Annotated in this window: 23 protein-coding genes, 3 tRNA genes and 2 pseudogenes; 11 read left to right on the forward strand and 17 right to left on the reverse strand. The window is 58.9% G+C overall.

Going from position 1 to position 24,432, the window contains the following annotated elements:
- Positions 1-75 precede the first annotated feature (75 nt).
- Positions 76-405: a YegP family protein gene (locus tag ABS758_RS02865; RefSeq protein WP_350380579.1), complete on the forward strand. Its 330-nt coding sequence runs from the start codon at positions 76-78 to the stop codon at positions 403-405.
- A 106-nt stretch (positions 406-511) separates the two neighbouring features.
- Here the strand turns inward: ABS758_RS02865 and ABS758_RS02870 are convergent, their stop codons facing one another.
- Complete coding sequence (locus tag ABS758_RS02870) at positions 512-1,495, reverse strand: Lnb N-terminal periplasmic domain-containing protein (RefSeq protein ID WP_350380577.1); 984 nt, start codon at positions 1,493-1,495, stop codon at positions 512-514.
- Between the two features lie 283 nt (positions 1,496-1,778).
- Between ABS758_RS02870 and ABS758_RS02875 the strand changes: the two genes are divergently transcribed.
- The 5 genes from ABS758_RS02875 to ABS758_RS02895 are packed head-to-tail and all read left to right on the forward strand — an operon-like array spanning position 1,779 to position 6,279.
- Positions 1,779-3,035 (forward strand): sugar phosphate isomerase/epimerase family protein, encoded by a 1,257-nt coding sequence (locus ABS758_RS02875; RefSeq protein ID WP_350380574.1) that lies wholly within the window; start codon positions 1,779-1,781, stop codon positions 3,033-3,035.
- 14 nt (positions 3,036-3,049) lie between these two features.
- Positions 3,050-3,532: an S-ribosylhomocysteine lyase gene (locus ABS758_RS02880; protein WP_350380571.1), complete on the forward strand. Its 483-nt coding sequence runs from the start codon at positions 3,050-3,052 to the stop codon at positions 3,530-3,532.
- Complete coding sequence (locus ABS758_RS02885; RefSeq protein ID WP_350380568.1) at positions 3,529-4,677, forward strand: sedoheptulose 7-phosphate cyclase; 1,149 nt, start codon at positions 3,529-3,531, stop codon at positions 4,675-4,677. Before ABS758_RS02880 ends, ABS758_RS02885 begins: the two co-directional genes overlap by 4 nt.
- The gene (ubiG, locus tag ABS758_RS02890) at positions 4,655-5,365 is read left to right on the forward strand and encodes a bifunctional 2-polyprenyl-6-hydroxyphenol methylase/3-demethylubiquinol 3-O-methyltransferase UbiG (protein WP_350380566.1); all 711 of its coding nucleotides are present in this window, start codon (positions 4,655-4,657) and stop codon (positions 5,363-5,365) included. Before ABS758_RS02885 ends, ubiG begins: the two co-directional genes overlap by 23 nt.
- A 5-nt stretch (positions 5,366-5,370) precedes the next feature.
- Positions 5,371-6,279, forward strand: a complete 909-nt coding sequence (locus ABS758_RS02895; protein ID WP_350380563.1) for a UbiA prenyltransferase family protein — start codon at positions 5,371-5,373, stop codon at positions 6,277-6,279.
- 110 nt (positions 6,280-6,389) lie between these two features.
- Here the strand turns inward: ABS758_RS02895 and ABS758_RS02900 are convergent.
- A pseudogene (locus tag ABS758_RS02900) lies at positions 6,390-6,668 on the reverse strand (cation efflux transmembrane domain-containing protein); the annotation flags it as partial.
- A 64-nt stretch (positions 6,669-6,732) separates the two neighbouring features.
- On the opposite strand from ABS758_RS02900, the gene ABS758_RS02905 reads away from it, so the two are divergent.
- The gene (locus tag ABS758_RS02905) at positions 6,733-7,014 is read left to right on the forward strand and encodes a ribbon-helix-helix domain-containing protein (RefSeq protein ID WP_350380557.1); all 282 of its coding nucleotides are present in this window, start codon (positions 6,733-6,735) and stop codon (positions 7,012-7,014) included.
- A 220-nt stretch (positions 7,015-7,234) separates the two neighbouring features.
- Here ABS758_RS02905 and ABS758_RS02910 read toward each other — a convergent pair.
- From ABS758_RS02910 to ABS758_RS14965, 5 genes and pseudogenes are all read right to left on the reverse strand, one after another.
- Positions 7,235-7,319: transfer RNA gene (locus tag ABS758_RS02910), tRNA-Leu, on the reverse strand.
- Between the two features lie 44 nt (positions 7,320-7,363).
- Entirely contained in the window at positions 7,364-7,864 is a 501-nt protein-coding gene (secG, locus tag ABS758_RS02915; protein WP_350380556.1) for a preprotein translocase subunit SecG, read from the reverse strand.
- Between the two features lie 22 nt (positions 7,865-7,886).
- Positions 7,887-8,636 (reverse strand): triose-phosphate isomerase, encoded by a 750-nt coding sequence (gene tpiA / locus ABS758_RS02920; protein ID WP_350380554.1) that lies wholly within the window; start codon positions 8,634-8,636, stop codon positions 7,887-7,889.
- Positions 8,637-8,761: 125 nt separating this feature from the next.
- On the reverse strand, positions 8,762-9,406 hold the full coding sequence (locus tag ABS758_RS02925; RefSeq protein ID WP_350380552.1) for a hypothetical protein: 645 nt from the start codon (positions 9,404-9,406) through the stop codon (positions 8,762-8,764).
- A gap of 663 nt (positions 9,407-10,069) precedes the next feature.
- Positions 10,070-10,279, reverse strand: a pseudogene (locus ABS758_RS14965) (helix-turn-helix domain-containing protein); the annotation flags it as partial.
- Positions 10,280-10,449: 170 nt separating this feature from the next.
- Between ABS758_RS14965 and ABS758_RS02935 the strand changes: the two are divergent.
- Positions 10,450-10,534: transfer RNA gene (locus ABS758_RS02935), tRNA-Leu, on the forward strand.
- A 177-nt stretch (positions 10,535-10,711) separates the two neighbouring features.
- Here ABS758_RS02935 and ABS758_RS02940 read toward each other — a convergent pair.
- Positions 10,712-10,801, reverse strand: a tRNA-Ser gene (locus ABS758_RS02940).
- A gap of 57 nt (positions 10,802-10,858) precedes the next feature.
- On the opposite strand from ABS758_RS02940, the gene ABS758_RS02945 reads away from it, so the two are divergent.
- A complete protein-coding gene (locus tag ABS758_RS02945) occupies positions 10,859-11,839 on the forward strand; it encodes an NAD(P)H-quinone oxidoreductase (RefSeq protein ID WP_350380548.1) in 981 nt (326 codons plus the stop codon).
- 103 nt (positions 11,840-11,942) lie between these two features.
- On the opposite strand, the gene pnp is transcribed toward ABS758_RS02945, so the two are convergent.
- The 7 genes from pnp to ABS758_RS02980 all read right to left on the reverse strand — a co-directional run bounded on the left by pnp (position 11,943) and on the right by ABS758_RS02980 (position 19,639).
- A complete protein-coding gene (gene pnp, locus ABS758_RS02950; protein WP_350380546.1) occupies positions 11,943-14,087 on the reverse strand; it encodes a polyribonucleotide nucleotidyltransferase in 2,145 nt (714 codons plus the stop codon).
- Positions 14,088-14,246: 159 nt separating this feature from the next.
- The gene (rpsO, locus tag ABS758_RS02955; protein WP_350380544.1) at positions 14,247-14,516 is read right to left on the reverse strand and encodes a 30S ribosomal protein S15; all 270 of its coding nucleotides are present in this window, start codon (positions 14,514-14,516) and stop codon (positions 14,247-14,249) included.
- Positions 14,517-14,650: 134 nt separating this feature from the next.
- Entirely contained in the window at positions 14,651-15,445 is a 795-nt protein-coding gene (gene pssA, locus ABS758_RS02960; protein ID WP_417276717.1) for a CDP-diacylglycerol--serine O-phosphatidyltransferase, read from the reverse strand.
- The gene (locus tag ABS758_RS02965) at positions 15,429-16,109 is read right to left on the reverse strand and encodes a phosphatidylserine decarboxylase (RefSeq protein ID WP_350380542.1); all 681 of its coding nucleotides are present in this window, start codon (positions 16,107-16,109) and stop codon (positions 15,429-15,431) included. The genes pssA and ABS758_RS02965 overlap by 17 nt, the downstream gene beginning before the upstream one ends.
- Positions 16,110-16,263: 154 nt before the next feature.
- A complete protein-coding gene (ilvC, locus tag ABS758_RS02970) occupies positions 16,264-17,280 on the reverse strand; it encodes a ketol-acid reductoisomerase (RefSeq protein ID WP_350380541.1) in 1,017 nt (338 codons plus the stop codon).
- 135 nt (positions 17,281-17,415) lie between these two features.
- Positions 17,416-17,907, reverse strand: a complete 492-nt coding sequence (ilvN, locus tag ABS758_RS02975) for an acetolactate synthase small subunit (protein WP_350380538.1) — start codon at positions 17,905-17,907, stop codon at positions 17,416-17,418.
- Between the two features lie 10 nt (positions 17,908-17,917).
- The gene (locus ABS758_RS02980; RefSeq protein ID WP_350380536.1) at positions 17,918-19,639 is read right to left on the reverse strand and encodes an acetolactate synthase 3 catalytic subunit; all 1,722 of its coding nucleotides are present in this window, start codon (positions 19,637-19,639) and stop codon (positions 17,918-17,920) included.
- 428 nt (positions 19,640-20,067) lie between these two features.
- Here ABS758_RS02980 and ABS758_RS02985 point away from each other — a divergent pair, with 428 nt between their 5' ends.
- Positions 20,068-22,296, forward strand: a complete 2,229-nt coding sequence (locus tag ABS758_RS02985; RefSeq protein ID WP_350380535.1) for an FUSC family protein — start codon at positions 20,068-20,070, stop codon at positions 22,294-22,296.
- On the opposite strand, the gene yaaA is transcribed toward ABS758_RS02985, so the two are convergent.
- Both yaaA and ABS758_RS02995 read right to left on the reverse strand, forming a co-directional pair.
- Positions 22,293-23,072, reverse strand: coding sequence for a peroxide stress protein YaaA (gene yaaA, locus ABS758_RS02990; RefSeq protein WP_350380533.1), 780 nt, complete (start codon positions 23,070-23,072; stop codon positions 22,293-22,295). The genes ABS758_RS02985 and yaaA overlap by 4 nt on opposite strands.
- Positions 23,073-23,123: 51 nt before the next feature.
- Positions 23,124-23,906, reverse strand: coding sequence for a 3-hydroxybutyrate dehydrogenase (locus ABS758_RS02995; RefSeq protein ID WP_350380531.1), 783 nt, complete (start codon positions 23,904-23,906; stop codon positions 23,124-23,126).
- Between the two features lie 130 nt (positions 23,907-24,036).
- Between ABS758_RS02995 and crcB the strand changes: the two genes are divergently transcribed.
- Positions 24,037-24,432 (forward strand): fluoride efflux transporter CrcB, encoded by a 396-nt coding sequence (crcB, locus tag ABS758_RS03000; protein ID WP_350389048.1) that lies wholly within the window; start codon positions 24,037-24,039, stop codon positions 24,430-24,432.

Consider the following 24,432-nt stretch of genomic DNA (forward strand, 5'->3'; position numbering starts at 1 on the left):
CACATCGGGGTATTATTCAAACGTCAATGATCCCGCCAGGTGCATCCCGTGCCGGCATGTTCTGGAGTCTTAACCATGAGTGGCGAATACATCCTGAAAACCAGCGGCGAGAAGTTCATGTTCAATCTGCGTGCCGGCAACCATCAGGTTATCCTGACCAGCCAACGCTATGCCTCCAAGACAGCCGCCCTGGGCGGCATCGAGTCTGTACGCAAAAACGCAGCGTCCGATGCGCGGTTTGCACGCTTAACCGCCAAAGACGGCTCGCACTACTTTCATTTGTCGGCCACCAACGGTGAAACCATCGGCAGCAGCGAGATGTACGCCACCGCTGCGGCGCGCGATAAAGGGATTGCATCAGTGCAAGCCAACGGGCCCACAGGCGTGGTGCGCGACGACACCTAGCCACACGGACAAGCCGCAGCCCCATGCTGCGGCGCCCACTCACCATATCGGGTGACACCGCACAGCAACGTCACTTAGTCACGGCAACATCCTCTGCTGCCAGCCGCTAGCGCAGCTGGCGAATCTGACTTGAAAAAACTTCTGCCGGGCCCGCCTGGGCCGCGCGCGCAGTGATGTCTGCCTGCCGGCGCAACACATCCAATGGCCGGGTGTTATCCAGGCCGTGATGCCGGTACAGATACTGGGGCAAATAACCGGACAAAATCAAACGGATATCCATAGGCAGGCCAGGCACAATGGGCCGCACCATGTCGTACACCAAGGTGGTGCAATTGGCCGTCAGCGTGTTGTAAAAACGAGGGGTTTGCGCCAGACGATTGGCACTTTTCACATACGCCAGAAACAGCTGGCGCATGGCGGCAGGCGGCATCTGCACGGAATATAAAAACACCTGCTCGCCACGCGGGCCCGCACGCACGTACAGGATGTCACGCTCTTCGGCTGCCACGATGCTGCGCTCGAACTGCTTGAAAAACCCGCCTGCGGCAGAGTAGGCCTCGTCGCGCTCTTTGCGGATTTCTACCGAAAAAACCAGATGACGGCCATCGGCAAAACCAAAGGACACCAGCGTGTGGGCGATGGCAGGCCCCATCCAGTACGACAACGCCATATCCACTGACAAAAGCGTCTCCAGATCGTAGCGAGCATCCTGCCAGCGCACGGTGTAATCGGTGTCGCTGCGCCAGTCGAAGTTGCGGATATTGTGTAGCGTCACCACCTGGCCATCCACCTGGCCTTGCAAAGACTGCGCCACATCATCAGCCCAAAGGCGCTGATTGGACGGGCGCAGGCTAAACCACCATAGCAGCATCAGGATACCCGCCGCTATCCAGGCCCAGCGGGCCAGGTGCAACCAAGCCCATGGCAACCAGATGGACGCAATCGCCATGCCGCCCAGCACAAGCCACAACACCATCCACAGCAGCCGACCAACAAACCCGCCCGGCGCCTGAAACCGCAATGCACCCAGGCCCCAGGCCAAGGCCAGCAGCACGGCAATCGACAACAGGGCTTGAGTGAGGAGGGTCATGGCAGATATAAGGCTTGCACCAGCTCCATTCTACAAAGCAAACCCCACCCACTGAGGCCCGCCATACGGAATGGCAGGCCACCGCCATCCAGTCCCAACGACGCTGGTGGCGATCTGCCACTTCTTTACGTCTGCGCCAATTTCATAAAATGCACTAAATACGCTTTACTGTATATTTTAAGCTTATAACATCTGTTAATTTTACCCATTATGCAGACATTGTCTTTCTTTTCAAAGAACCCGTATCATGTTAAAAACTACGGGTTTTTACTAGAGGCTTGTCATGGGTGCAATCCAGCTTAGCTACAGTACATTTGGCCTGACCAACCTCGATTTTCTGGATGCCCTGGATGCGGTGGATCGCGCTGGTTACGATGGCGTCGAGATCTCTTTTCATCGCCGGCAGTTCAACCCGTTCAATATCGACGACGCTTACCTGGCGCTAGTGCGCCAGCGCCTGGATAGCTTGCGCGTGGTGCCTGCCTGCGTGGCCACGGCCTCGCACTTTTTTTCGCCCTCGCGCCCGCACGAGCCCTCGCTGATGGCACTCGAGCCCGCCGGGCGCAAGCGCCGCATTGATCTGGTGCGGCGCGGCATCCACGTGGCGCGTCAGTTGGGGGTGCCGCTGGTTACCTTTGGCAGCGGCTTTATCCGCGACGAGCACGTCGCCAATCGGGGGATCAACCCCGGCGAATTGCTGGTGGATTCCATCCGCGAATGCCTGCGCGAAATCCACGACGATGAAGACATCACCCTGCTGATCGAGCCCGAGCCCGGCATGTACATCGAAACCCTGGCACAGGGGCAAGCGCTGCTGGACGCAGTGGGCTCACCCAAGTTTCAGTTGCACGTGGATCTTTGCCATGCATATTGCTCCGAGCCCGACTACATCAGTGCACTGGCGCAGGCAGCGCCCCATGCGCGTTACCTGCACATCTCGGATGCCCGCGAAGGCTACAACCTGAAGATCATGCAGGATGCAAGCGATCTTGCGATTGACCTGGATTTTGCCAATGTACTGGTGCATTTTCCGGATACTGCCGATTATCTGCTGCTGGATCGCGCGCGCCCGACATACTTTTGTGATGCCCCTGTGACGCCTGCCCGCCAGGCGCGCATCGATGCACTGCTGGCCCGCGCCCAGGTGCGCACACCTTTGACGGTGCTTGATTACGCTGGCCTGTATGCGGGGGCTTCACCGCTGGATGATGAGATCTTCACCTACCTGATTTCCGTGCCCGGCCTTAGCTACGATGTGCTGGAGCGTGCCAAACCGGTAATTGCCTATCTGCGTGGCGCACAGCACCCTCCCCTGGTGGATCAAATGGTGGCCAATACGCTCACCGGCATCGTGCATTTTCACGAGATTCCGGGCGAAGGCACCCTGGATTTTGCGGCAAGCTTCAAGGCGCTGACAGACCATGGGTTCTCGGGCTACGGATCGGTCGAGCTCTATCACCATGTTGAATCCTGGGAGAAAGCACTCACTGACAGCCACCAGCATCTATCTCGCTTTACGACTGCATCCCAAGCAGCCTAGTAGAGCACACGCCTATGACTGATTTGAAATCCCTGGGCTGGCCCCCGGATCTGATTGGAGAACTGGATCATCGCCGCCTGAAGGCACCCAGCGTCAAACTGCGCTCGGCGCAGCGCGGCCCCAGCGGGGCAACCGTGTTCTGCGTGGACCTGCGTGTGCGACACCCCAACGCCGATGCCTATCTGACATCCACCGAGCTGCACTCACTGGAGCATTTTCTTCTGGAAGGTCTGCAGCGCCTGATGCCGAAGCACTTTGTCTCAATCGGCATCATGGGCTGCCGCACCGGCTTTTATCTCGTGTTTCTAAATGAAGGGCGCGCACAAACACTGTGCGCCACGCTACAACGCATATTTGAAGACATGCAGCACGCCCAGGCGGTGCCTTATGCCAGCATCGAACAGTGCGGTCATTATCAAGACCACAGCCTCAGCGCAGCGCAAGCCGTGGCACGTGAGATCCTGGCACGCCGCACCGATTGGCTGGACGCCGCATGAGCCCGGTAACCAAGCGCTGGCAAGTGCGCACGCAGCGTCCAGTCTCCTACGACGTTATCAAGGCACCAGGATTATTTCAGCCGGACAACCGCGGTCTGCTGACACTGGGGCGCCACGAAGGCGGGCGCCGCTTTGTGGTGGTAGACGCCAATGTGGCCCGTTTGCATGGTGACACTATCCGCGCCTGGTTCACGCGCCATGAAATTGACGCGCACATCGAAGTCATCCATGGCGGCGAAGCGCACAAAACCCTGGACGTCTATCAGCACCTGCTGTGTGCACTGGACCGCTTCCCCATCCACCGGCGTGACGAGCCGCTGATTGCGATTGGCGGCGGAGTACTGACCGATGTAGTGGGCTTTGTGGCAGCCAGCTACCGCCGGGGCGTGCCGCACATCAAGGTGCCCACGACCCTGATGGGCCATATCGATGCAGCGCTGGGCATCAAGGCGGGGATCAACTTTAACGGCAACAAGAACCGCCTGGGCAGCTTCGAGCCGCCCCTGGCGGTGTTTCTCGATTCATCATTCTTGGCCAGCCTGCCGCGACGTCATCTGCTGAACGGCGTATGCGAGATTATCAAGCTGGCGATTATTGGCGATGCCGCACTGTTTGACCGGCTGGAAGCCGACGGCGCCGACGGCATCGACACGCATTTCACCAATGCGCCAGGCGCCGCAATTCTGGATCACGCCGTTGGCAGCATGCTGGCCGAGCTCACCCCCAATCTCTATGAGGACGAGCTTGCGCGCAAGGTGGATTTTGGCCACACCTTCAGTTACGGCCTGGAAACCCGCCACCCGCATCGCCTGTTGCATGGCGAAGCCGTGCTGCTGGATATTCTTGTGTCAGTGCTGATTGCCCAAAAGCGCGGCCTTTTGTCTGCACACGAAACCACCCGCATTTTTACCCTGATCCATCTGCTGGGCATCGAACCAGACCTGGAGGTACTTGACGGCACGGTGATGTGGAAATCCCTGCTTGACCGCATTGAACACCGCAATGGCCAGCAACGGGTGCCCATGCCGGCAGGCCTGGGCCAGTGCACTTTTATCAATGATATTACCCGCCAAGAACTTGACGCGGTGCTGCCTGCGCTGCACAACCGGATGAAAGAAAACCATGAATCAGCCCTCGAACGTTGACCGCCAGGAAATCGACAAATTTGATCGTGTGGCCCAGCTGTGGTGGGATCCGGACGGCAAGATGGGCATGTTGCACGTCATCAACCCGCTGCGCAGCACCTTTGTATCCGACCAGGCCGCCATGCAGCAGGCACGTGCCGTGGATGTGGGCTGCGGGGGCGGGATCCTGACCGAGGCCCTGGCCAAGGCGGGCGCCACTGTGGTGGGGATTGACCAATCACAGCTGACGCTTGATATCGCACGTCAGCACGCCGACCAAAACGGCCTGGCAATCGATTACCGCCTGCAAACCGTCGAGCAGCTGGCCGAGCAGGAAGCCGGCACCTACGATGTGGTGACCTGCATGGAAATGCTGGAGCACGTGCCCGACCCCGCCGCCGTGGTGGATGCCTGCGCGCGCCTGTTGAAACCCGGCGGCCACGCCTTTTTTTCCACCATCAACCGCAATTTCAAGGCCTTTCTGTTTGCCATCGTGGGCGGTGAATACGTCTTGCGGATCTTGCCACGCGGCACGCACGACTACAAAAAGTTGATTCGTCCCGATGAGTTGCGCCACTGGACAGCCGACAGCGGGCTTGAATTCATCCGCATCGCCAGCCTGATGTACAACCCCCTTACCCGAAACTTTCGCGTTGCCCCGGGCCGCGAAGACGTCAATTACATGGCCAGCTTCGTCAAAAAGGGGTGAGATCCATGGAAAAGTTTTTGGCGCTTTCGCGATCCACCCATGGCGTGCTGGATATCGCCATCACAGGCTTTGCCGCGCTCCTGTGGCTGGGTGCCTTCCCGACATGGCCTGTGCTGATTGTGGCGCTGATCACCGCGCTGGCCGGCTACACCGCCCTGTACGCACTCAATGACCTGATCGGGGTGAAAGTAGACCGGGAGAAATTTGCCGGCACCGGCCTCAAACCTGGCTACTCGGTAGAAGCCTCCGATCTGCGTTATCCCATTGCCCAGGGCAAGCTCAGCCTGCGCAGCGGCATCCTTTGGTTTGCCGGCTGGTATCTGATGGCCCTGCTGGGGGCCTGGTGGCTGAACCCCTGGCTGGTGGCGGTGGTGCTGGCCGCACCGGTTCTGGAAGCTGCCTATTGCCTGCTGCTTAAGGTGACCTATTGGCGCGCGCTGGTGAGCGGCCTGGTCAAATCACTGGGGCCCATCGCCGCAGTGCTGGTGGTGGTGCCCCTGCCCTCTCCTGCCTGGCTGGCCTTGATGGTGGCCTGGCTGGTGATGTGGGAAATCGGCGGGCAAAACATCCCCGCCGACTGGAACGACGTTGAAGAAGACCGCCGCGTAGGTGCACGCACCATCCCGGTGGTTTTCGGCCCACGCGTGGCCGGCAGCCTGGTGATGCTTACCCTGCTGGCCACTGTGGCCCTAAGCGTGTACCTGCCGATCATGTCGCCCCTGGTGCTGGGCCTGCCCTACCAGGTGGCCACGAGCGCTGCCGGCTTCTTTTTGCTGTTGCTGCCCGGCTGGCGCCTGTTTCGATCGCAAGACGGGCGGCTCGCCGCACGGTTGTTTGATCGCGCCAGCCTGTACCCGCTGGCAATGCTGGTGATTATTTTGGTGTTTGTGTTGTACACAGCACTTCAACCGTAACGTGCGACAACTCATGAATGGGTGCAAGTAGCGCCTTGTAGTCTGCAGGCGTTTGCGGTTGGGGTGCAGCCAACGAGACAATGGCAGCAAAATGGCCAGGCCCTACCTGCCAGACAACTGGCAAAGCCAGCCAGATCCCCCAGCTTGCCGGTGCCAAACGAAAATCGCAGATTGCCGACATGCTTGCGCGCAAAACGATAGGCCAACACGGCAATCAGCATGGCACCGGCGTGGGTGGACATATGCCAGCCATCCGCCACCAATGCCATCGAGCCATACACCGTACCGGCAATAATTTCCGCCAGCATCATGACGGCCGTGAGGACGATGACCAGCCACACCTTGCGCTCGTTGCCAAGGGCGTTTCCGTCAGCGACCACCGATGCTATTTCACTACCATGCCGAAGAGGATAAAGTATGATTAAGTATGAATCCCCACCGAGGTACAGCACGATGTCCACGATTGAACGCCTGACCGTCACGATGCCTGCCGAAATGGCAGCCACGCTCAAAAGCGCCGTCGATGCGGGCGAGTACGCATCCACCAGTGAAGTCATTCGGGAAGCCTTGCGCGATTGGTCTTTCAAGCGCCAACTGATGCTGGATAAGTTGACAGCACTCAAACAGGACATCGACAAGGGGCTTGCAGATGTCGCAGCCGGCCGCGTCCGCGAGTTCAATGCGCAGCACATCGCTGAGCGGGGGAGAAAGCTATTAGCCGCACGCTCTTCCTGACCGATAGCGCAGAAGCGGATCTAGCGGAAAGCATGTTCGGGTCTCTATAAGGGCCATCCTTGGGCATTTATTTTTTAACATACCCAAACACATACTAAAAAATATGGGATTGTGTGACCCGACCCGAAACGTCCAGGCACGAAAAAACCCGCACAAACCTAATGTTCATGCGGGTTTCCGGTACTTTCAGAGCCGTTCTGAAACGCCCTGATTTTTAAAGTGGTGCCGTCGACGAGACTCGAACTCGTACAGCTTTCGCCACTACCCCCTCAAGATAGCGTGTCTACCAATTCCACCACGACGGCTTTTTGCTTCAGAAGAAAGACCAGGATTCTACCATGACCCGCAGTTATTTGCTGCCGGTGTTGTCAGTAGCGGGTGCAGGCACGGATGGCACGGAGGCCGCCGAGTTGGCAGCACCTGTGGCTGCGTCTGCAGCGGCAGCACCAGAGGACGATACCGCATCAGACGCCCCGCTGGACGAAGGCACGGCAGGCACCGAAGGCACCGCCCCACTTACGTCAGGCACCGCAGAGCCAGACGGCACAGGCGCAGCCTGCTTGGTTGTGCTGAACCCTTGCATGATGCCGGTTTCGATGGGAGAACCCGAAGGATGGTGCGCAATCCAGGCCAGGCCGATGGTGGTGGCAAAAAACATCACAGCAGCCCATTTGGTGGCACGCGACAGAAAGTTGGCGGCGCCGGCCGAGCCAAAGACGCTGCCTGCCGAGCCGCTGCCAAACGCAGCCCCCATGTCGGCACCTTTACCCTGCTGCAGCAAGACCAGGACGATGATCAGTAACGACGAGATGACCTGCAAAGTAAGCAGGATCGTGGAAAACCATTGCATGATGGGGAGGATCTCCGGGGGCTTAGGCGGCAGATGCCGCGATATTCAGGAAGTCTTCGGCAACAAGCGACGCACCGCCCACAAGGGCTCCGTCGATGTCAGCCTGAGCAAACAGCGCAGAGGCATTGGCAGGCTTGACGCTACCACCGTAGAGAATCGGTGTGGCACCCGAACCGTGCTGCACGAGGGCAGCACGAATCAGGCTGTGAATAGCCTGGGCCTGCTCTGGGCTGGCCGTACGGCCGGTGCCGATGGCCCAGACGGGCTCGTAGGCGATGACCATTTTGGCCAGCGCATCCGCACCCAGTGCAAGCACGGGTTCAAGTTGATCTGAGATCACACACTCGGCGTTATCGGCATCGCGATCGGACAGGGTTTCGCCCACACAAACCACTGGGGTCAGGCCAACGCTTAGTGCCGCAGCCGCCTTGGCCGCAACCACACTGCTGGTTTCGGCATGCAGGGCACGGCGCTCGGAGTGGCCGCACAATACCCAGCTGACCCCGAAATCGGCCAGCATGCCGGCAGAGACTTCGCCGGTATAGGCACCGTGGGCATGCACGCTGACATCCTGTGCGCCCCAGCTGATTGCCGAGCCGGACAGCGCCTGCTGTGCCTGAACCAGATACGGAAAAGGCACACAGACCGCCAACTGCGCGCGCCCGGCGCGCTGCGCGCCCGCAACCAGGCCAGCCAGCAAGGCGGCGTTGTCTGCCAGGTTGCCATGCATTTTCCAGTTGCCCATGACAAGGCACGAACGGGATGGGTTCATGTGGATAAAGCTTAAATGAGTGAACTCTTGATTGTAGCGTGTTTGGAACATCCATGAAAAGCGGCCCATGTTGCACGCTGTGCAGACATGGGCCGAAACGCTAAATCAGAGGCACTTTCGGGAAATCAGTGCAAAGAGGCCAGCTTTACTTGTTTGTCACCCAAGGCCTGGGCGACGTCGTACATGGCCTGATTAAGAACCTTGTGCGTGACTTTGTCGGTGTCGTGGCCAAACTTGGTATCAATATCCACCATGACCTTATTGTGCAGATCGTGGGACAAGGCCTTGTCAAACAGATAGCCCGACCAGAACGTGCCATCTACCGTGCCAGCCTGTACCAGGCCCTTGGCCAAGGCCGGGCCTTTAAGATCTGCCGGCGCTGCCGGCAGTTTTACGCCGGCTTCGGTGGCACGTTTCAGCCCATCGTTGACTGCGTATGTCATGCCATCGATAAAGGTTTTCACTTCTTTCTCGCCATATTGTTTGGTCAGTTTGGCAACCTCGGCGTTAACAGTTTTTTCGCCCAGCATCGATACCAACGCCTTATCAAAGGTAAAGTGGCTGGCACCACCACCGGCAGCCACCAATGCTGCCGTTGCCTGCAAGGCAGGATCACCGGTGTAGACGGGGCCGCCAAACCAGTTCATGGCATGGCTGCTGGCCGCCTGGGTGGAGGCACTGGCTGCCATTACCGGGCCGCCGGCCAGGGCGAAGCCCAGTGCCGTGGCCAAGGCCAGGGAAGTACGGGTAAGAGAATGAGTGATGTTCATAATGTGCTCCTTCAAAACAAAGAAGGTCGCGGCACGGCGTCATGATGGCGTTGCGACGAGGCCCTTTAAAAAGGCGGGAAACCCCCCGTCCGGGAAAAGAGAATCCAGCTGGCGCAACGCCGGCTGAGACTGTAATTGGTTTAACTGTGGCTCTAGTGCCTGCCCTAAAGCAGCCAGTGTGATGTACTGGCGAATAAAGGCCTCGGCCAATTGGACAACCACCTCCTGGGTGGTGCTTAGCCCCTGCGCAGCCTGGGCGTCTGTCTGGCCCACCAGTGCGCCGGCATGATCGGCCACCACCAGCAACCAGCGGGTGGCATCGGCAGGCACCAGAGACAGGCAATGAATATCACCCTGGCAGCCACCACAGGGCTGCGGGCAGGCCTGCAGGCACAGGGTTGTGACTTGCACCCCCCTTTGTGCAGCAAAGGCCAGAGGCTTGGCCAAGGCGGCGGCCTCCGCTGGCTGCAAGGCCACCATCAAGGTATGCTGGCAGCCGTCTATCAGGTACCGCGCCCGGGTCAAAAGCTCTTTACCGCGCAGGTCAAAAACGGGTGCCGGGGTGTGGGCTGCCTGCTGACGCTCCAGCGCGGCGTGTGCCGCCTGCAGCGAGCGCTGATGCCGGGCATCCAGGCTGTCGAGCAGCTGTTGCGCAGGAATGGCGCTGTAGCGCTGTGCACCTTCGCGCTCGGCGCGCAAAATGGCGCCACGCTCGAGGAGCTTGTTGGCGACAGCATAGATATTGGCACGGGGAATCCCGGTCTTTTTGGCCAGCTCGTAACCATTGAGCTCGCCCGCCTGCACCAACGCAACGTAGGCACGGGCCTCGTACTCGGTAAATCCAAGCTGTTGCAGGGATGCGGTGGTATCCATAAAGATCAGGTCATCAGTAGTTGCTATGAATATAGCTACTATAAACCCGAAACAATCCCTGTCAAGAGGAAGCACACCGATATTTATGAATATGACAAACCAGGCACTTCACCTCCCTCCAGCATAAAAAGTCGGTGGGAGATGCGGTTACAATGAGCGCCTTGCAGGCGGCTCCCATGGCGGAATAGGTAGACGCAAGGGACTTAAAATCCCTCGCTTTCGGGCGTGCCGGTTCGATTCCGGCTGGGAGCACCATCCTGTCTGCACCACCCCTGGCGCCCCATCAACACGTCGATCCCATACACAAACACCTGTTCTCATCCGGTGCATACGCATGCACCGGCGCAATCACTGCGCAGAACCAAACGGGACTTTGAAAATAGGGATTCAGGCCGGGCTTATGCCACAATGCCTGTGGATACTTGAGGGATTTGGCGGAAGCGGTGAGATTCGAACTCACGGATGGGTCGCCCCATCGCCGGTTTTCAAGACCGGTCCATTCAACCACTCTGGCACGCTTCCTGATTGAAGACCGCAAGTGTAACGCATAATCGTCACCCTATTTGTCGAGAAATACGGATGAAAGCAATCGAAATTACCCAACCCGGTGGCCCGGAGGTTCTACAACTCACTGACAGGCCGGTGCCAACACCTGGGCCGGGTGAAGTCCTGATCAAAGTGGCCGCAGCCGGCATCAACCGTCCAGACGTATTACAGCGACAAGGTGGCTATGCTCCACCTCCCGGCGCATCCGATCTCCCCGGCCTGGAAATCGCCGGCAATATCGTGGGCGGCGATCCAGCCTCGGCAGGTCTGGCCATGAACGACGCCGTATGCGCCCTGGTAACAGGTGGTGGCTATGCCCAGTATTGTGTGGCGCCCGCGGCACAATGCCTGCCAGTGCCCAAGGGGCTGTCGCTTATCCAGGCCGCCGCCCTGCCCGAAACCTATTTCACCGTCTGGAGCAATGTCTTTGACCGAGGCCGCCTGTCGCCCGGCGAAACCTTACTGGTGCACGGAGGTGCCAGCGGCATCGGCACCACCGCCATCACGCTGGCGCGTGCGTTTGGCCACACGGTATATGCCACTGCCGGCAGCGACGAGCGCGTACAGGCTATTGAGGCCCTGGGATGTACCCGCGGGATCAACTATCACACACAGGATTTCGTAGAGGAAATCCAGGCTCTGACAGACGGCCGGGGCGTGGATGTCATTCTGGACATGGTGGCGGGCGACTACCTGCCACGCAACATCAAGTGCCTGGCCGAGGACGGCCGGCTGGTGATGATTGCCCAGCTGGGCGGCATGCACGGGCAGGTAAATTGCTGGCGCGTGATGGTGCGCCGCCTGACCATCACCGGCTCCACTTTAAGATCCCGCCCGGTGGCGTTCAAGGCAGCCATTGCCCAGGCGCTAAAAGAGCGTGTCTGGCCATTGCTTGAGGCAGGCACCATCGAACCTCTGATCCACGCCACATTTACGCTGGACGAGGCCGCCAAGGCACACGCCATGATGGATGCCGGCGAACAGATCGGCAAGATCGTCCTGACAATGGATTAAAGACAGCGCAAAAAACCGGCAGGTGGTTTGAGCCACCTGCCGGTTTTTTTATATTCTTGATTGCAAGAGCTGGATACCTACCCAGCCCTTGCGGGCCGGGTGATTACTCGGCAGCCGACGGAGCCGCCGGGCCGCCTTGAGCTTCGATGCCGCCGATGGCTTTCACCGACAGACGCAGGCGACCGCGGTCATCGGCTTCGAGGATCTTGACGCGCACCGACTGGCCAACCTTCAGCACATCGTTGATATCGGCAATACGGTAATTGGCAATTTCGGAGATGTGCAGCAGGCCATCACGGCCGGGCAGCACCTGGACAATCGCACCGAAATCCAGCAAACGCTGCACCGTGCCCTGGTATTCCTGGCCGATTTCAACGTCGGCCGTGAGCTCTTTGATGCGGCGCTCGGCTTCGTGGGCGCGATCCAGATCGGCGCTGGCGATGGTGATGGTGCCATCGTCGCCGATATCGATCTGGCAACCGGTTTCTTCGGTGAGCGCACGGATGGTGGCGCCGCCCTTGCCGATCACGTCACGAATCTTCTCGGGGTTGATTTTCAGGCGCAGCATGCGCGGCGCAAAATCGGAGAGCTCGGTACGTGAACCATCAATGGCTTCGCGCATCTTGCCAAGAATATGCAAACGGCCTTCGCGGGCCTGGGCCAGCGCTACCTGCATGATTTCTTTGGTAATGCCCTGGATTTTGATGTCCATCTGCAAGGCGGTGACGCCGGTAACCGTACCGGTTACCTTGAAGTCCATGTCACCCAGGTGATCCTCGTCGCCCAGGATATCCGTGAGCACGGCAAACTTGCCGCCTTCCTTGATCAGGCCCATGGCCACACCAGCCACGTGATCCTTGATGGGCACACCGGCGTCCATCATGGACAGGCTGCCACCGCACACCGACGCCATCGAAGAAGAACCGTTGGATTCCATGATTTCGGAAACCACACGCAGCGTGTATTGGAATTCTTCGGGGCTGGGCAACAGGGCCAACAAGGCGCGCTTGGCCAGCCGGCCGTGGCCGATCTCGCGACGCTTGGGCACACCAAAACGGCCGGTTTCGCCTGTAGCAAACGGAGGCATGTTGTAGTGCAGCATGAAACGGTCACGGTACTCGCCCATGATCGAATCGATGATTTGCTCGTCTTGCTTGGTGCCCAGCGTGGTGGTAACCAGCGCCTGGGTTTCACCCCGGGTAAACAAGGCCGAACCGTGGGCGCGCGGCAACACACCCAGACGGATGCTGATAGGACGCACGGTACGGGTATCACGCCCGTCGATGCGGGGCTCACCGTTCAGCACCTGGCCGCGGACGATCTCGGACTCGAGTGCAAAGAGCATGTTCTCGACTTCGACGTTATCGGGCGCAGCATCGCCACGGGCAGCGGCGTGCTCGGCCAGCTTGCCCTTGACGTCGGCATATACCTTACGCAGCTGCGTGGTGCGCTCTTGCTTGTTGCGCACCTGATAGACACCTTGCAAGGCTTCGAAAGCGGCACTGCGAACGGCGGTGGCCAGCACTTCGTTGCGCGGGGCGGGCTGCCAGTCCCACTCGGGCTTGCCGGCTTCGGCCACGAGCTCGTGGATGGCGTTGATGCAGACTTGCATTTGCTCGTGGCCAAACACCACCGCACCCAGCATCACGTCTTCGGACAGCTGCTTGGCTTCGGATTCGACCATCAGCACGGCGGCTTCGGTACCGGCCACGACCAGATCAAGCTGGGATTTTTCGTGCAGCAGGCTGGTACCCGGATTAAGCACATATTGGCCATCGACATAACCCACCCGTACGGCACCCACCGGCCCGTTAAAGGGGATACCGGAGATTGCCAGCGCGGCAGAGGCGCCAATCATGGCGGGGATATCGGGATCGATATCGGGATTGACCGACATCGTGTGAATGATCACCTGTACGTCGTTATAGAAGCCCTCGGGGAACAAGGGACGCAACGGGCGGTCGATCAGGCGTGAGGTGAGTGTTTCTTTTTCGGAGGGCTTGCCCTCGCGCTTGAAAAAGCCTCCGGGGATCTTGCCGGCGGCATAGGTTTTTTCGACGTAGTCAACCGTCAGGGGGAAGAAATCCTGACCGGGCTTGGCAGTACGGGCAGCCACGACGGTAGCCAGAACGACCGTATCGTCCACGGATACCAGCACCGCACCCGAGGCCTGACGGGCGATTTCGCCGGTTTCCAGGACCACGGTGTGCTCGCCGTACTGAAACGATTTGCTCACTTTGTTGAACATTTTTTTATCCTATTAAAAGAGCCGCCGGCAGGCACATGCCTGCAACCCACCCGCCGCGCGCGGGATCAAATTTTGGCGACCCATGACAAAAAGCCGCGCACACTGCAAATTGGATGGCAGCGTGCACGGCTAGTGCTGGGGGAACCTGGCCCCCGGGCATTACTTGCGCAGACCGAGTTTTTCGATCAGGGCGCGGTAGGAATCCGGGTGACGGCCTTTCAGGTAGTCGAGCAGCTTGCGGCGGCGGCTAACCATGCGCAGCAGACCACGACGTGAGTGGTGATCTTTAGTATGCGACTTGAAGTGGCCGGTGAGTTCGTTGATGCGGGCGGTAAGCAGGGCAACCTGGACTTCGGGAGACCCGGTATCCCCGGCGGCGCGCTGAAATTGCGCAACGATGTCGGATTTGATGATATCTGCAACAGACATGCTATGTATAACCTCGAGAACAGGCGGCAGCACCGAGGCGCGCTGCCGTGGGATCAAAAAAAGCGCCACGCAAATCGCGGCGCAGGAAAAATTATAGCGGATTTGTGTGCAAGACGTTGTGTCTATTATGGAGACTACGGGTTGCGGTCGGTATCCAGGCCACGCATGCGCTGGCCCAAGCGACGGGCACGGCGCACACGCCACAGCCAGATCAGCCAGCCCGACAAGCTATACAGCACAAACAGCGCAAACAGCACCACTGGGGGATCGCTGGAGACAAACACAAACACCGCCACCAACAGCAGCATCACCCAAAATGGCACGCTGCGCCCCAGGGCAAAGGATTTGCCACTGAAAAACGGCGCATTGGACACCATTGCCACACCAGCATAGATTGTCAGCCCAAACGCCACCCAGGGGATAAGGCCATCGGAAAACGACAGCTTGTTATCCACCGACAACCAGACAAAGCCGGCCACCAGCGCCGCCGCAGCCGGGCTGGGCAAGCCTTGAAAATATTGTTTGTCGACCTTGCCGATATTGGCGTTAAACCGCGCCAGGCGCAGGGCTGCCCCCACGACATAGATAAAGGCGGCCAGCCAGCCCCAACGGCCCAGACCTTGCAACGACCACTCGTACATCACCAATGCGGGGGCCATGCCAAATGAAATCATGTCGGCCAGGGAATCGTATTGCTCGCCAAATGCCGACTGGGTGTGGGTAAGCCGCGCCACACGGCCGTCCATGCTGTCAAAGACCATGGCCAGGAAGATTGCGATGGCCGCAACCTCGAAGTGCTGGTTCATGGACTGTACGACGGCATAAAAGCCGGAAAACAAATTGGCCGTGGTAAAGGCATTGGGCAGCAGGTAAATGCTGCGCCGCCGTTGACGTTCGTCGGGCATGGAGTGATCAGACTGCGGGTTCATCATGATGAGGATTTGCGGGTAATTGCGCCAACACGGTGCTGGTTGCCTGGACTTTGTCGCCAATGACGACCTGAGGCCGCGACCCCAAAGGCAAGTATACGTCTACACGCGAACCAAACCGGATAAAGCCGTAGCGCTGCCCCGCATACAGCGACTGCCCCACCCGGGCATAGCAGAGGATGCGCTTGGCCACCAGCCCCGCCACCTGAACCGCCGTCACAGTGTGACCATCAGGCGTTTTGAGCACCATGGCATTACGCTCGTTCTCCAGAGAGGCCTTGTCGAGCGATGCATTGAAAAATTTGCCCGGGAAGTAATCGACAGACTGAATCGTGCCTTCCACCGGCGAGCGGTTGGAGTGCACGTTGAAGACGTTCATGAATACGCTGATCTTGATACTTTGGCGCCCTTGAAAATAAGGGTCAGCAACTTCTTCGACGCAAACAATGCGGCCATCTGCCGGGCACAGCACCAGATGCTCGCCCTCGGGCGCGGGGCGTGCCGGATCGCGAAAGAATTGCAGCGCAAACAGCGCGAAGATCCAAAACGGGATGGCGGCCCACCAGGACCACAGGCTGACGGCTATGGCCAGCACCAGGCTGATGGCCAGGATGCCCCAGCCTTCACGGGCAATCAGGGGATGAGGATACGCGGGGATTTTCATGATAGGCGCAAGAATAACCCAATTAGCAAAACAGGATTGACGGTGGCGCCGTGCGCCAAAGCAAACTGGCCGCCGGCCACGCCATACCCGGATGAAAAATCATTTGGATACGACGCGGCCAGCGGCCAGAAAGAGTGCAAGGATTGCCGGGAGATTAGTTCTTGGATTGATCGACCAGCTTGTTGGCGGCAATCCAGGGCATCATGGCGCGCAGCTTGCCACCCACCTGCTCGATTTGGGATTCGGCATTGAGGCGACGACGCGAGATCAGCTCGGGCGCACCGGCTGCATTCTCCAGGATGAAGTTCTTGGCATACACACCCGATTGAATATCCGCCAGGCACTGGCGCATTGCTGCGCGGGTTTCGTCGTTGACCACACGCGGGCCAGTGACGTACTCGCCGTACTCGGCATTGTTGGAAATCGAGTAGTTCATGTTGGCGATGCCGCCTTCGTAGATCAGGTCGACAATCAGCTTGAGCTCGTGCAGGCACTCGAAATAGGCCATTTCGGGGGCGTAGCCAGCATCCACCAAGGTCTGGAAGCCCGCCTTGATGAGTTCGACGGTACCGCCGCACAGCACGGCCTGTTCGCCAAAGAGGTCGGTTTCGGTTTCTTCGCGGAAATTGGTTTCGATGATGCCAGCGCGGCCACCACCATTACCCATGGCGTACGACAAAGCCAAATCACGTGCCTTGCCCGACACATCCTGATATACGGCAATCAGGTGCGGCACACCACCACCCTGGGTGTAGGTGCTGCGCACGGTGTGGCCGGGTGCCTTGGGGGCAATCATGATGACGTCGATATCATCGCGCGGCACAACCTGGCCGTAGTGCACGTTAAAGCCATGGGCAAAGGCCAGTGCAGCACCGGCCTTGAGGTTGGCGGCGATTTGCGTGCGATAGACCTCGCCGATGTGCTCATCAGGCAAAAGCATCATGACGACATCGGCGCCCTTTACCGCGTCAGCCACTTCTTTGACGGTAAGACCGGCGTTTTCGGCCTTTTTCCAGGAGGCCCCACCCTTGCGCAGACCCACCGTCACATTGACGCCGGAGTCGTGCAGGTTTTGAGCGTGGGCATGGCCTTGCGAGCCGTAGCCGATGATGGCCACGTGCTTGCCTTTGATCAGGGACAGGTCGCAATCTTTATCGTAAAAAACTTTCATGTTGAAGCTCCAATTTTTTTGATTCTGAAATAAGAGGTTGGGATGAGGCGGGACATGAAATAGTCCCTGCGGACTATTTCATGCCTGACGAATCCGAGCAGCATGCAAGCTGCGAGGTGGATCGCCGCATGAGGTTTACAGTTTGAGGACGCGCTCGCCCCGGCCAATGCCCGACACGCCGGTGCGGACAGTTTCCAGGATGGCGCTACGATCCAGTGCGCCGATAAAGGCGGCAATTTTGTCTTGCACGCCCGTCAGCTCAATGGTGTAGGTTTTATCGGTGACATCGATGATGCGGCCACGGAAAATCTCGGCCATGCGCTTCATCTCGTCGCGCTCTTTACCCACCGCCCGCACCTTGATCAGCATGAGCTCGCGTTCGACGTGAGGACCCTCGGAGAGATCCACCACCTTCACCACATCCACCAGGCGGTTCAGGTGCTTGGTAATCTGTTCGATGATCTCGTCCGAGCCCACCGTGACGATGGTCATACGGGACAAGGTGGCATCTTCGGTGGGCGCCACCGTCAGCGTTTCGATGTTGTAGCCACGCGCCGAAAACAGCCCCACCACACGGGACAGGGCACCCGGCTCGTTTTCAAGCAATACGGAAATCACGTGTTTCATGGTTATCCCCTCACAGATCCTCAGCACCCAACAGCATCTCGGTCAGTCCGCGGCCAGCCTTGACCATCGGCCAGACGTTCTCGGTTTGATCTGTGATGAAATCCATGAAAACCAGGCGATCTTTGTATCGTGTAAAGGCTTCACGCAAAGCCGGCTCGACATCGGCCGGTTTGTCGATACGCATGCCTACATGGCCATAGCTTTCGACCAGTTTGACGAAATCAGGCAGCGCATCCACATAAGACTCTGAATAGCGCGAACCGTATTCGATTTCCTGCCACTGGCGCACCATCCCCAGGTAGCGGTTGTTCAGGCACAGCACCTTGGGGGTCAGGCGATATTGGCTGCAGGTGGAGAGCTCCTGGATATTCATCTGGATCGAACCCTCTCCAGTGATCACCGCCACATCGCGATCGGGGTTGGCCATTTGCACACCCATGGCAAAGGGCAAGCCCACGCCCATAGTGCCCAGGCCACCCGAGTTGATCCAGCGCCGGGGCTCCGGGAAGGGATAGTACTGCGCAGCCCACATCTGGTGCTGGCCCACGTCTGAGGTCACAAAGGCCTGCCCGCGGGTGATTTCCCAAAGTTTTTGCACCACAAACTGCGGCTTGATGACGGTATCCGAGTGCTCGTACTCCAGGCACTTGCGGCCACGCCAGGTGTCAATCTGCTTCCACCAGGCATCCAGCCGGTGCTCGTCTCCCGTGTGCTCGGCGAGGGTTTGGGCGTACAGGCCAATGAGATCCTGCAGGACTTCACGCACATCACCCACGATCGGCACGTCCACCCGAACCCGCTTGGAGATCGAGGACGGATCGATATCGATGTGAATGATTTTGTGGGCCACCGAAGCAAAGTGCTTGGGATTGCCGATCACGCGGTCATCAAACCGGGCACCAATTGCCAGCAACACATCGCAGTTTTGCATCGACATATTGGCTTCGTAGGTACCATGCATGCCAGGCATGCCCACAAATTTTTCGTCTGTGCCCGGTAGCGTGCCCAGCCCCATCAGGGTGGTGGTGCATGGCGCGCCTGTCATACGAACCAGCTTGCGCAGTTCGTCGGACGCATTGGACAGCACCACGCCGCCGCCCGCATAGATCATGGGGCGCTCGGCTGCCATGAGCATCTGCACTGCTTTTTTGATTTGCCCTTGATGGCCCTTGGTAACCGGCGCATACGAACGCATCTGGGTAGGGCCTTTTTTGGGAGAGAACTTGCACGTGGCAACCGACACATCCTTGGGGATGTCGACCAACACGGGCCCGGGCCGACCCGAGCGCGCAATGTAAAAGGCGCGGCGCATGGTCTCGGCCAGGTCTTTAACGTCTCGCACCAGGAAATTATGCTTCACGCAGGGGCGCGTGATCCCCACGGTATCGCATTCCTGGAAGGCATCCTGGCCGATAGCATGCGTAGGCACCTGGCCGCTGATGATCACCAGCGGAATGGAGTCCATGTAAGCCGTAGCAATGCCCGTGACTGCATTGGTGACACCCGGGCCACTGGTGACCAGGCACACACCTGTTTTGTCGGAAGATCGGGAATACGCATCTGCGGCATGAACCGCCGCTTGCTCGTGTCGCACCAGAACGTGCTGAAATTTGTCTTGCTTGTAGATCGCGTCGTAGATGTAGAGGACAGCACCGCCGGGGTAGCCAAATACATGGTCTACGCCTTCCTCGACCAGACAACGCACAACGATGTCGGCGCCATTGAGTTCCATAGTGGATTCCTTTCGTAACCCGTGCCTTGCACCAAGCGGCTAGGGAACAGCCCGGGCCAGTGCTGATGGTCCGTGACATGATCCGACGCTGGGCGATTCACGGAATCGCTTTGCCCGGACACATTACGGGATCAGTCTGTACCCCTTGACACAAAACACACGCGCCTTCGGGCGCAATGTGGTGGAAATGGACGCCCCGGACCACGCTTGTGACATATCCTGAGGCATAAAACGGAAGGCGAAAAAAACCGGGTGTGTGACCCGGGTATGCTCGCCACATCAACCGGCCGCGATGGGGTCGGTCAAGCGGCTAATTTACCGCGTTGCAACATAGCCCGCAAGCGGCAACCGTTTGGACACGCATTTTGGCCAGGATTTTCTATACTGCACACGATGCCAACAAAGGCGATTCACCGGACGATCTGCCCATGATGTCTCCCCCCCTGCAGCTGCAGCGCTTTTTTTACAGCCACTATTTTTTTGGTGGGCTGCGCCAGGCCAGTGGGGTTCTGCTGCCAGCTTTGGTATTGACGATGCTGTGGGGCTCGGTCACCACCGGCTTTGTGGCGGCAGTGGGTGCCGCCTGTGTGGCGATTCTGGATCAACCCGGTGGCCCGCGACGCTACGGTATCAACGGCATGTTCGCGGCTCTGTGCCTGGGCTCTCTTACCACGGCCGTCACGGGCCTGGCAGCCAGCCATACCTTGTTGATCTGGCTGGTGATTCCCGCGCTGTGCTTTGCGTTTTCGATGCTGACGGTATACGGCAAACATGGCGGCCTGCTCGGCTTTGCGTGCTTGCTGATCATGACGCTCACCTTGCGCACACCCCTGACCCCCAGCGATGTATTGCAGCACACCCTGACATCCTTTTTGGGTGGCGCCTTCTACCTGGTGTACAGCGCCATCGTGCACCGTTTGATGTGGCATCGCGAGGAGCAGCAGGCCTTGTCGGTAGCCCTGTTTGCCACGGCCGACTACATCGCCACCCGCGGCAATTTTTACGATATTCACGAAGACCTGGACAAAAACTATCGCCTGCTGATCCGCACTCAGGCATCCATGACCGACGCGCATCAGGCCGCCCGCGACATGGTGCTGCGCGAGCTGCCCCGTGGCACCACCAAGCGCAGCGACCGGCAACGCCAGGGCCTGCTCAACCTCTTTGTTGACATGATCAGCCTGCTGGACAGCATGGTGGCCACACACACGGATTACGCCACCTTGCGCCAGGCACTGCCCGACAGCGACAGCCTGCTGTTTGTGCGCGATGCCATGCGCAAGCTGGCTGCCAATGTATCGGGGCTGGCACTTAATGTGGCCCGCAACCGCCGTACGCGGGTACGCAATAGCGTCAAGGCTGAGTTGCGTGCACTGGAGTTTGAGCTGCAGCAGTTGCGCGAAGCAGGCCTGGCCCAGAGCAACCCCGAGCTTTATGCCCTGTTGGTGCAGGTGTTGCGTCGCCTGCGCAACATGACCCGCCAGGTCGACCGCATGGCAGACCACTCGGTCAATCCCCTGCCCCGGGATACGGATACCGCGCGGGCCAATCGGTCGCTCAACCGCTTCTTGTCACGCCAGAAATGGCGACTGGGCTTGCTGACCGACAATCTGCATCCCCAGTCAGCACATTTCCGCTACGCGGTCAGGGTGGCCGCAGCCGCTCTGCTAGCCATGGTGGTAGGCAGTGCCTTGGCCCGGGCGCCCTTGGTGCGCACGCTGGATCCCGGCATGGCCGGCCACAGTTACTGGATCATCCTGACAGTGCTGATCATCATGAAGCCAGGCTTTGCCCTTACCCGGCAACGCAACGGCTGGCGTTTGATGGGCACATTGGCAGGCTGTGGCCTGGCCCTGGTTTTGTTCTATCTGAACCTCAACCCCACCGTGTACCTGCTGATTCTGGTGGCTTGCAGTATTCTGGGTTACAGCCTGGTGCAACTTAACTACACCCTGTCGGCCATGTCCAACACCGTGTTTGTTTTGCTGGTGTTTCATTTCCTGGTGCCCGGCTCTACCACGGTGGTGGGCGAGCGTCTGGTGGACACCCTGATCGGCTGTGTACTGGCACTTAGCGGCAGCTATATCTTGCCCTCGTGGGAGCGCAACACCTTGGATGCGTTGGCCCAGGCCCTGCGCGAAGCCAATCTGGCCTTTCTGCGCCACGGACAGGCATTTGTCCAGGCATCGCGGCTCGCACGCCAGCAGGGGCAAAATCCGCAGGAAGCCAGCGAGGCGGAAACCCGCTGGAAGCTCAGCCGCAAAAATGTGCACACTGCATTCAGCAATTTTGCCTCGGCCTTTTACCGCATGATGGACGAGCCCACCCGCCGGCAGCGCCACGTACCTGAATTTAACCGGCTGATGATCCAGCATCACGCGCTGGCATCACAAACGGCAGCCGTCATCCCGCAACTGGCCCAGTTGGACACCGAACCCGAAGGCATCCGCCAGGCCCTGAAAGCCACCGAAGATGCGCTGGCCGGCCAAACCGCACAAGTGCCCAATGTCATCGATACGGATGGCAACTACGCCGCGATGGCTTACCCACTGCGACAGATGATCAAGGCAGCGCAACAGATCCAGGACAACATGCTGGCGCTGCAGCCTGCCCCACAAACAGACGCCAAGCAGCAGGCAGCCGCCGCCCCCAGCTAGTGCCGGGCGGGCCGGCGAAACACCAGGGTGTCGTCGTCTGATTCTTCGGCGCAATAGGCGTAGTTCTCGGCCGAGAACTTGCGCAGTTGCGCGGGCTTGGTGATGGCGTGCTGGATCACAAAGCGGGCCATCAGGCCGCGCGCGCGTTTGGCATGAAAACTGATGACTTTCCAGACGCCATTTTTTTCGTCCTGAAACACGCATTGAATGACGCGCGCCTGCAACGCTTTGCGGTTGACGGATTTGAAATATTCCTGCGACGCCAGATTCAGCAAGACAGGTGTCCCCCCCAGTTGCTCCAGACGTTGCTGAAGCGCCTGGGCGATTTTGTCGCCCCAGAACTGATACAGGTTATGGCCACGATCCGTGGGCAGCCGAGTACCCATCTCAAGGCGGTGCGGCTGGATGAGATCCAGAGGCCGCAACACCCCATACAAGCCACTGAGAATGGCAAGATGCTCTTGTGCCCAATCCAGCTGTTTATCCGAGAAATCAGCCGCCTGAAGGCCCTCGTAGACATCACCATTAAAGGCCAGGATGGCTTGCCGCGCGTGCTGCCGGGTGGGCTTCTTTACCCAAGCGGCATAGCGGTCGACATTAAGCTGCGCCAGCGCATCAGAAAGCCCCATGAGCCGACTGAGTTGCGCGGGCTGATAGCCTTGCATCACTTTAAGCAGTGCCTGCGTATCGCCATCAAATACGGGGGTAGACCACTGTTGCGTGCGCACAGGGGAATCGTAGTCCAGCTTTTTGGCTGGAGACAAAACCATCAGCATACGAGATCCTTGCGTTCACACCAGCCTTGATGGCCGGCGTGAGGAAGTCAATTAACGGGCTGTCCAGCCGCCATCGATAGACAAGGTGGTGCCTGTCATCTGGGCTGCGGCATCAGAGGCAATAAAGACGGCGGCCTGACCCAGTTGCTCGGGTGTCACAAACTCTAGTGAAGGCTGCTTCTCGGAGAGGAGATCACGGGCTGCGTCTTCGATACTGAGGTGTTTGCTATCAGCCAGCGCCTTGATCTGTTTCTCGACCAGAGGCGTGCGTACCCAGCCCGGGCAGATGGCGTTGCAAGTAACCCCTGTGCCGGCGTTTTCGAGGGCCGTCACTTTGGTGAGACCCACGACTCCGTGCTTGGCCGCCACATAGGCAGACTTATTGACCGATGCCACCAGCCCATGGGCCGAGGCGATATTGATGATGCGGCCAAATTTTTGCTTTTTAAGCGTGGGCAGCGCTGCTGCGGTGCAATGAAACACGGCCGACAAGTTGAGCGCAATAATGCTGTTCCATTTCTGGACCGGGAAATCTTCGATGAGGTCGGTGTGCTGGATGCCAGCGTTATTAACCAGGATATCCAGGCCTCCCAGCGCCTTGATCGACTGGGCGATGAAGTCGCGTGCGGCTTGCTCGTCCATCAGATCAGCGTTGAGATACACCGCCTTGATACCAAAGTCTTTTTCCAGGCCAGCACGCTCACGTTCGACGGCGTCAGCGTCTCCAAAACCATTGATCACTACATCGGCACCTTGCCGGGCAAGCTCGCGCGCAATGGCCAACCCAATCCCACTGGTTGAGCCCGTCACGATTGCTTTTTTTCCTTTCAGCATCAGATTTCTCCTTCTGCAATGGATTCGTGAATGAATGCAGATCAGTGTAACGCGCCATCCTGAATGTTGCCTTGCAGCATTGGAAACCCCACTGCTAAGATGCTTGCCAGACCCCACTGGACGAGAAACCTTGCTCTATAGCCCACTGCTTGCCATTGCCACCGGAGCCTCTGCGGGCGCGATCTTGCGCTGGTGGCTGGGGCGCACGCTTAACATGCTTTTCCCGCTACTGCCTCCTGGCACGCTGGTGGCCAACCTGCTGGGTGGCTACATTATCGGTGTCGCCATCGCGGTGTTTGGGGCTTCTGCGCACTTGTCGCCGCAATGGCGGCTATTTGTGATCACCGGGTTTTGCGGCGGCCTGACCACGTTTTCCACGTTCTCGGCCGAGCTGGCCATCCTGTTGCAGGAAGGCCGCTTTGGCTGGCTGGCCGGATCAATCGCAGTTCATGTGGGTGGCTCATTGATCATGACGCTGCTGGGCATTGCCACTGTGGCAGGCATCAAAATGCTGTCGGCAGGCTAG

The organism is Castellaniella sp. FW104-7C03, from assembly GCF_040276085.1.
Lineage (GTDB): Bacteria > Pseudomonadota > Gammaproteobacteria > Burkholderiales > Burkholderiaceae_B > Castellaniella.

Excerpts from the sequence above, each read along its gene's own strand:
- ABS758_RS02865 (WP_350380579.1), top strand. The coding sequence starts at position 76 with ATGAGTGGCGAATACATCCTGAAAACCAGCGGCGAGAAGTTCATGTTC.
- ABS758_RS02870 (WP_350380577.1), bottom strand. The coding sequence starts at position 1,495 with ATGACCCTCCTCACTCAAGCCCTGTTGTCGATTGCCGTGCTGCTGGCC.
- ABS758_RS02875 (WP_350380574.1), top strand. The coding sequence starts at position 1,779 with ATGGGTGCAATCCAGCTTAGCTACAGTACATTTGGCCTGACCAACCTC.
- ABS758_RS02880 (WP_350380571.1), top strand. The coding sequence starts at position 3,050 with ATGACTGATTTGAAATCCCTGGGCTGGCCCCCGGATCTGATTGGAGAA.
- ABS758_RS02885 (WP_350380568.1), top strand. The coding sequence starts at position 3,529 with ATGAGCCCGGTAACCAAGCGCTGGCAAGTGCGCACGCAGCGTCCAGTC.
- ubiG (WP_350380566.1), top strand. The coding sequence starts at position 4,655 with ATGAATCAGCCCTCGAACGTTGACCGCCAGGAAATCGACAAATTTGAT.
- ABS758_RS02895 (WP_350380563.1), top strand. The coding sequence starts at position 5,371 with ATGGAAAAGTTTTTGGCGCTTTCGCGATCCACCCATGGCGTGCTGGAT.
- ABS758_RS02905 (WP_350380557.1), top strand. The coding sequence starts at position 6,733 with ATGTCCACGATTGAACGCCTGACCGTCACGATGCCTGCCGAAATGGCA.
- secG (WP_350380556.1), bottom strand. The coding sequence starts at position 7,864 with ATGCAATGGTTTTCCACGATCCTGCTTACTTTGCAGGTCATCTCGTCG.
- tpiA (WP_350380554.1), bottom strand. The coding sequence starts at position 8,636 with ATGAACCCATCCCGTTCGTGCCTTGTCATGGGCAACTGGAAAATGCAT.
- ABS758_RS02925 (WP_350380552.1), bottom strand. The coding sequence starts at position 9,406 with ATGAACATCACTCATTCTCTTACCCGTACTTCCCTGGCCTTGGCCACG.
- ABS758_RS02945 (WP_350380548.1), top strand. The coding sequence starts at position 10,859 with ATGAAAGCAATCGAAATTACCCAACCCGGTGGCCCGGAGGTTCTACAA.
- pnp (WP_350380546.1), bottom strand. The coding sequence starts at position 14,087 with ATGTTCAACAAAGTGAGCAAATCGTTTCAGTACGGCGAGCACACCGTG.
- rpsO (WP_350380544.1), bottom strand. The coding sequence starts at position 14,516 with ATGTCTGTTGCAGATATCATCAAATCCGACATCGTTGCGCAATTTCAG.
- pssA (WP_417276717.1), bottom strand. The coding sequence starts at position 15,445 with ATGAACCCGCAGTCTGATCACTCCATGCCCGACGAACGTCAACGGCGG.
- ABS758_RS02965 (WP_350380542.1), bottom strand. The coding sequence starts at position 16,109 with ATGAAAATCCCCGCGTATCCTCATCCCCTGATTGCCCGTGAAGGCTGG.
- ilvC (WP_350380541.1), bottom strand. The coding sequence starts at position 17,280 with ATGAAAGTTTTTTACGATAAAGATTGCGACCTGTCCCTGATCAAAGGC.
- ilvN (WP_350380538.1), bottom strand. The coding sequence starts at position 17,907 with ATGAAACACGTGATTTCCGTATTGCTTGAAAACGAGCCGGGTGCCCTG.
- ABS758_RS02980 (WP_350380536.1), bottom strand. The coding sequence starts at position 19,639 with ATGGAACTCAATGGCGCCGACATCGTTGTGCGTTGTCTGGTCGAGGAA.
- ABS758_RS02985 (WP_350380535.1), top strand. The coding sequence starts at position 20,068 with ATGATGTCTCCCCCCCTGCAGCTGCAGCGCTTTTTTTACAGCCACTAT.
- yaaA (WP_350380533.1), bottom strand. The coding sequence starts at position 23,072 with ATGCTGATGGTTTTGTCTCCAGCCAAAAAGCTGGACTACGATTCCCCT.
- ABS758_RS02995 (WP_350380531.1), bottom strand. The coding sequence starts at position 23,906 with ATGCTGAAAGGAAAAAAAGCAATCGTGACGGGCTCAACCAGTGGGATT.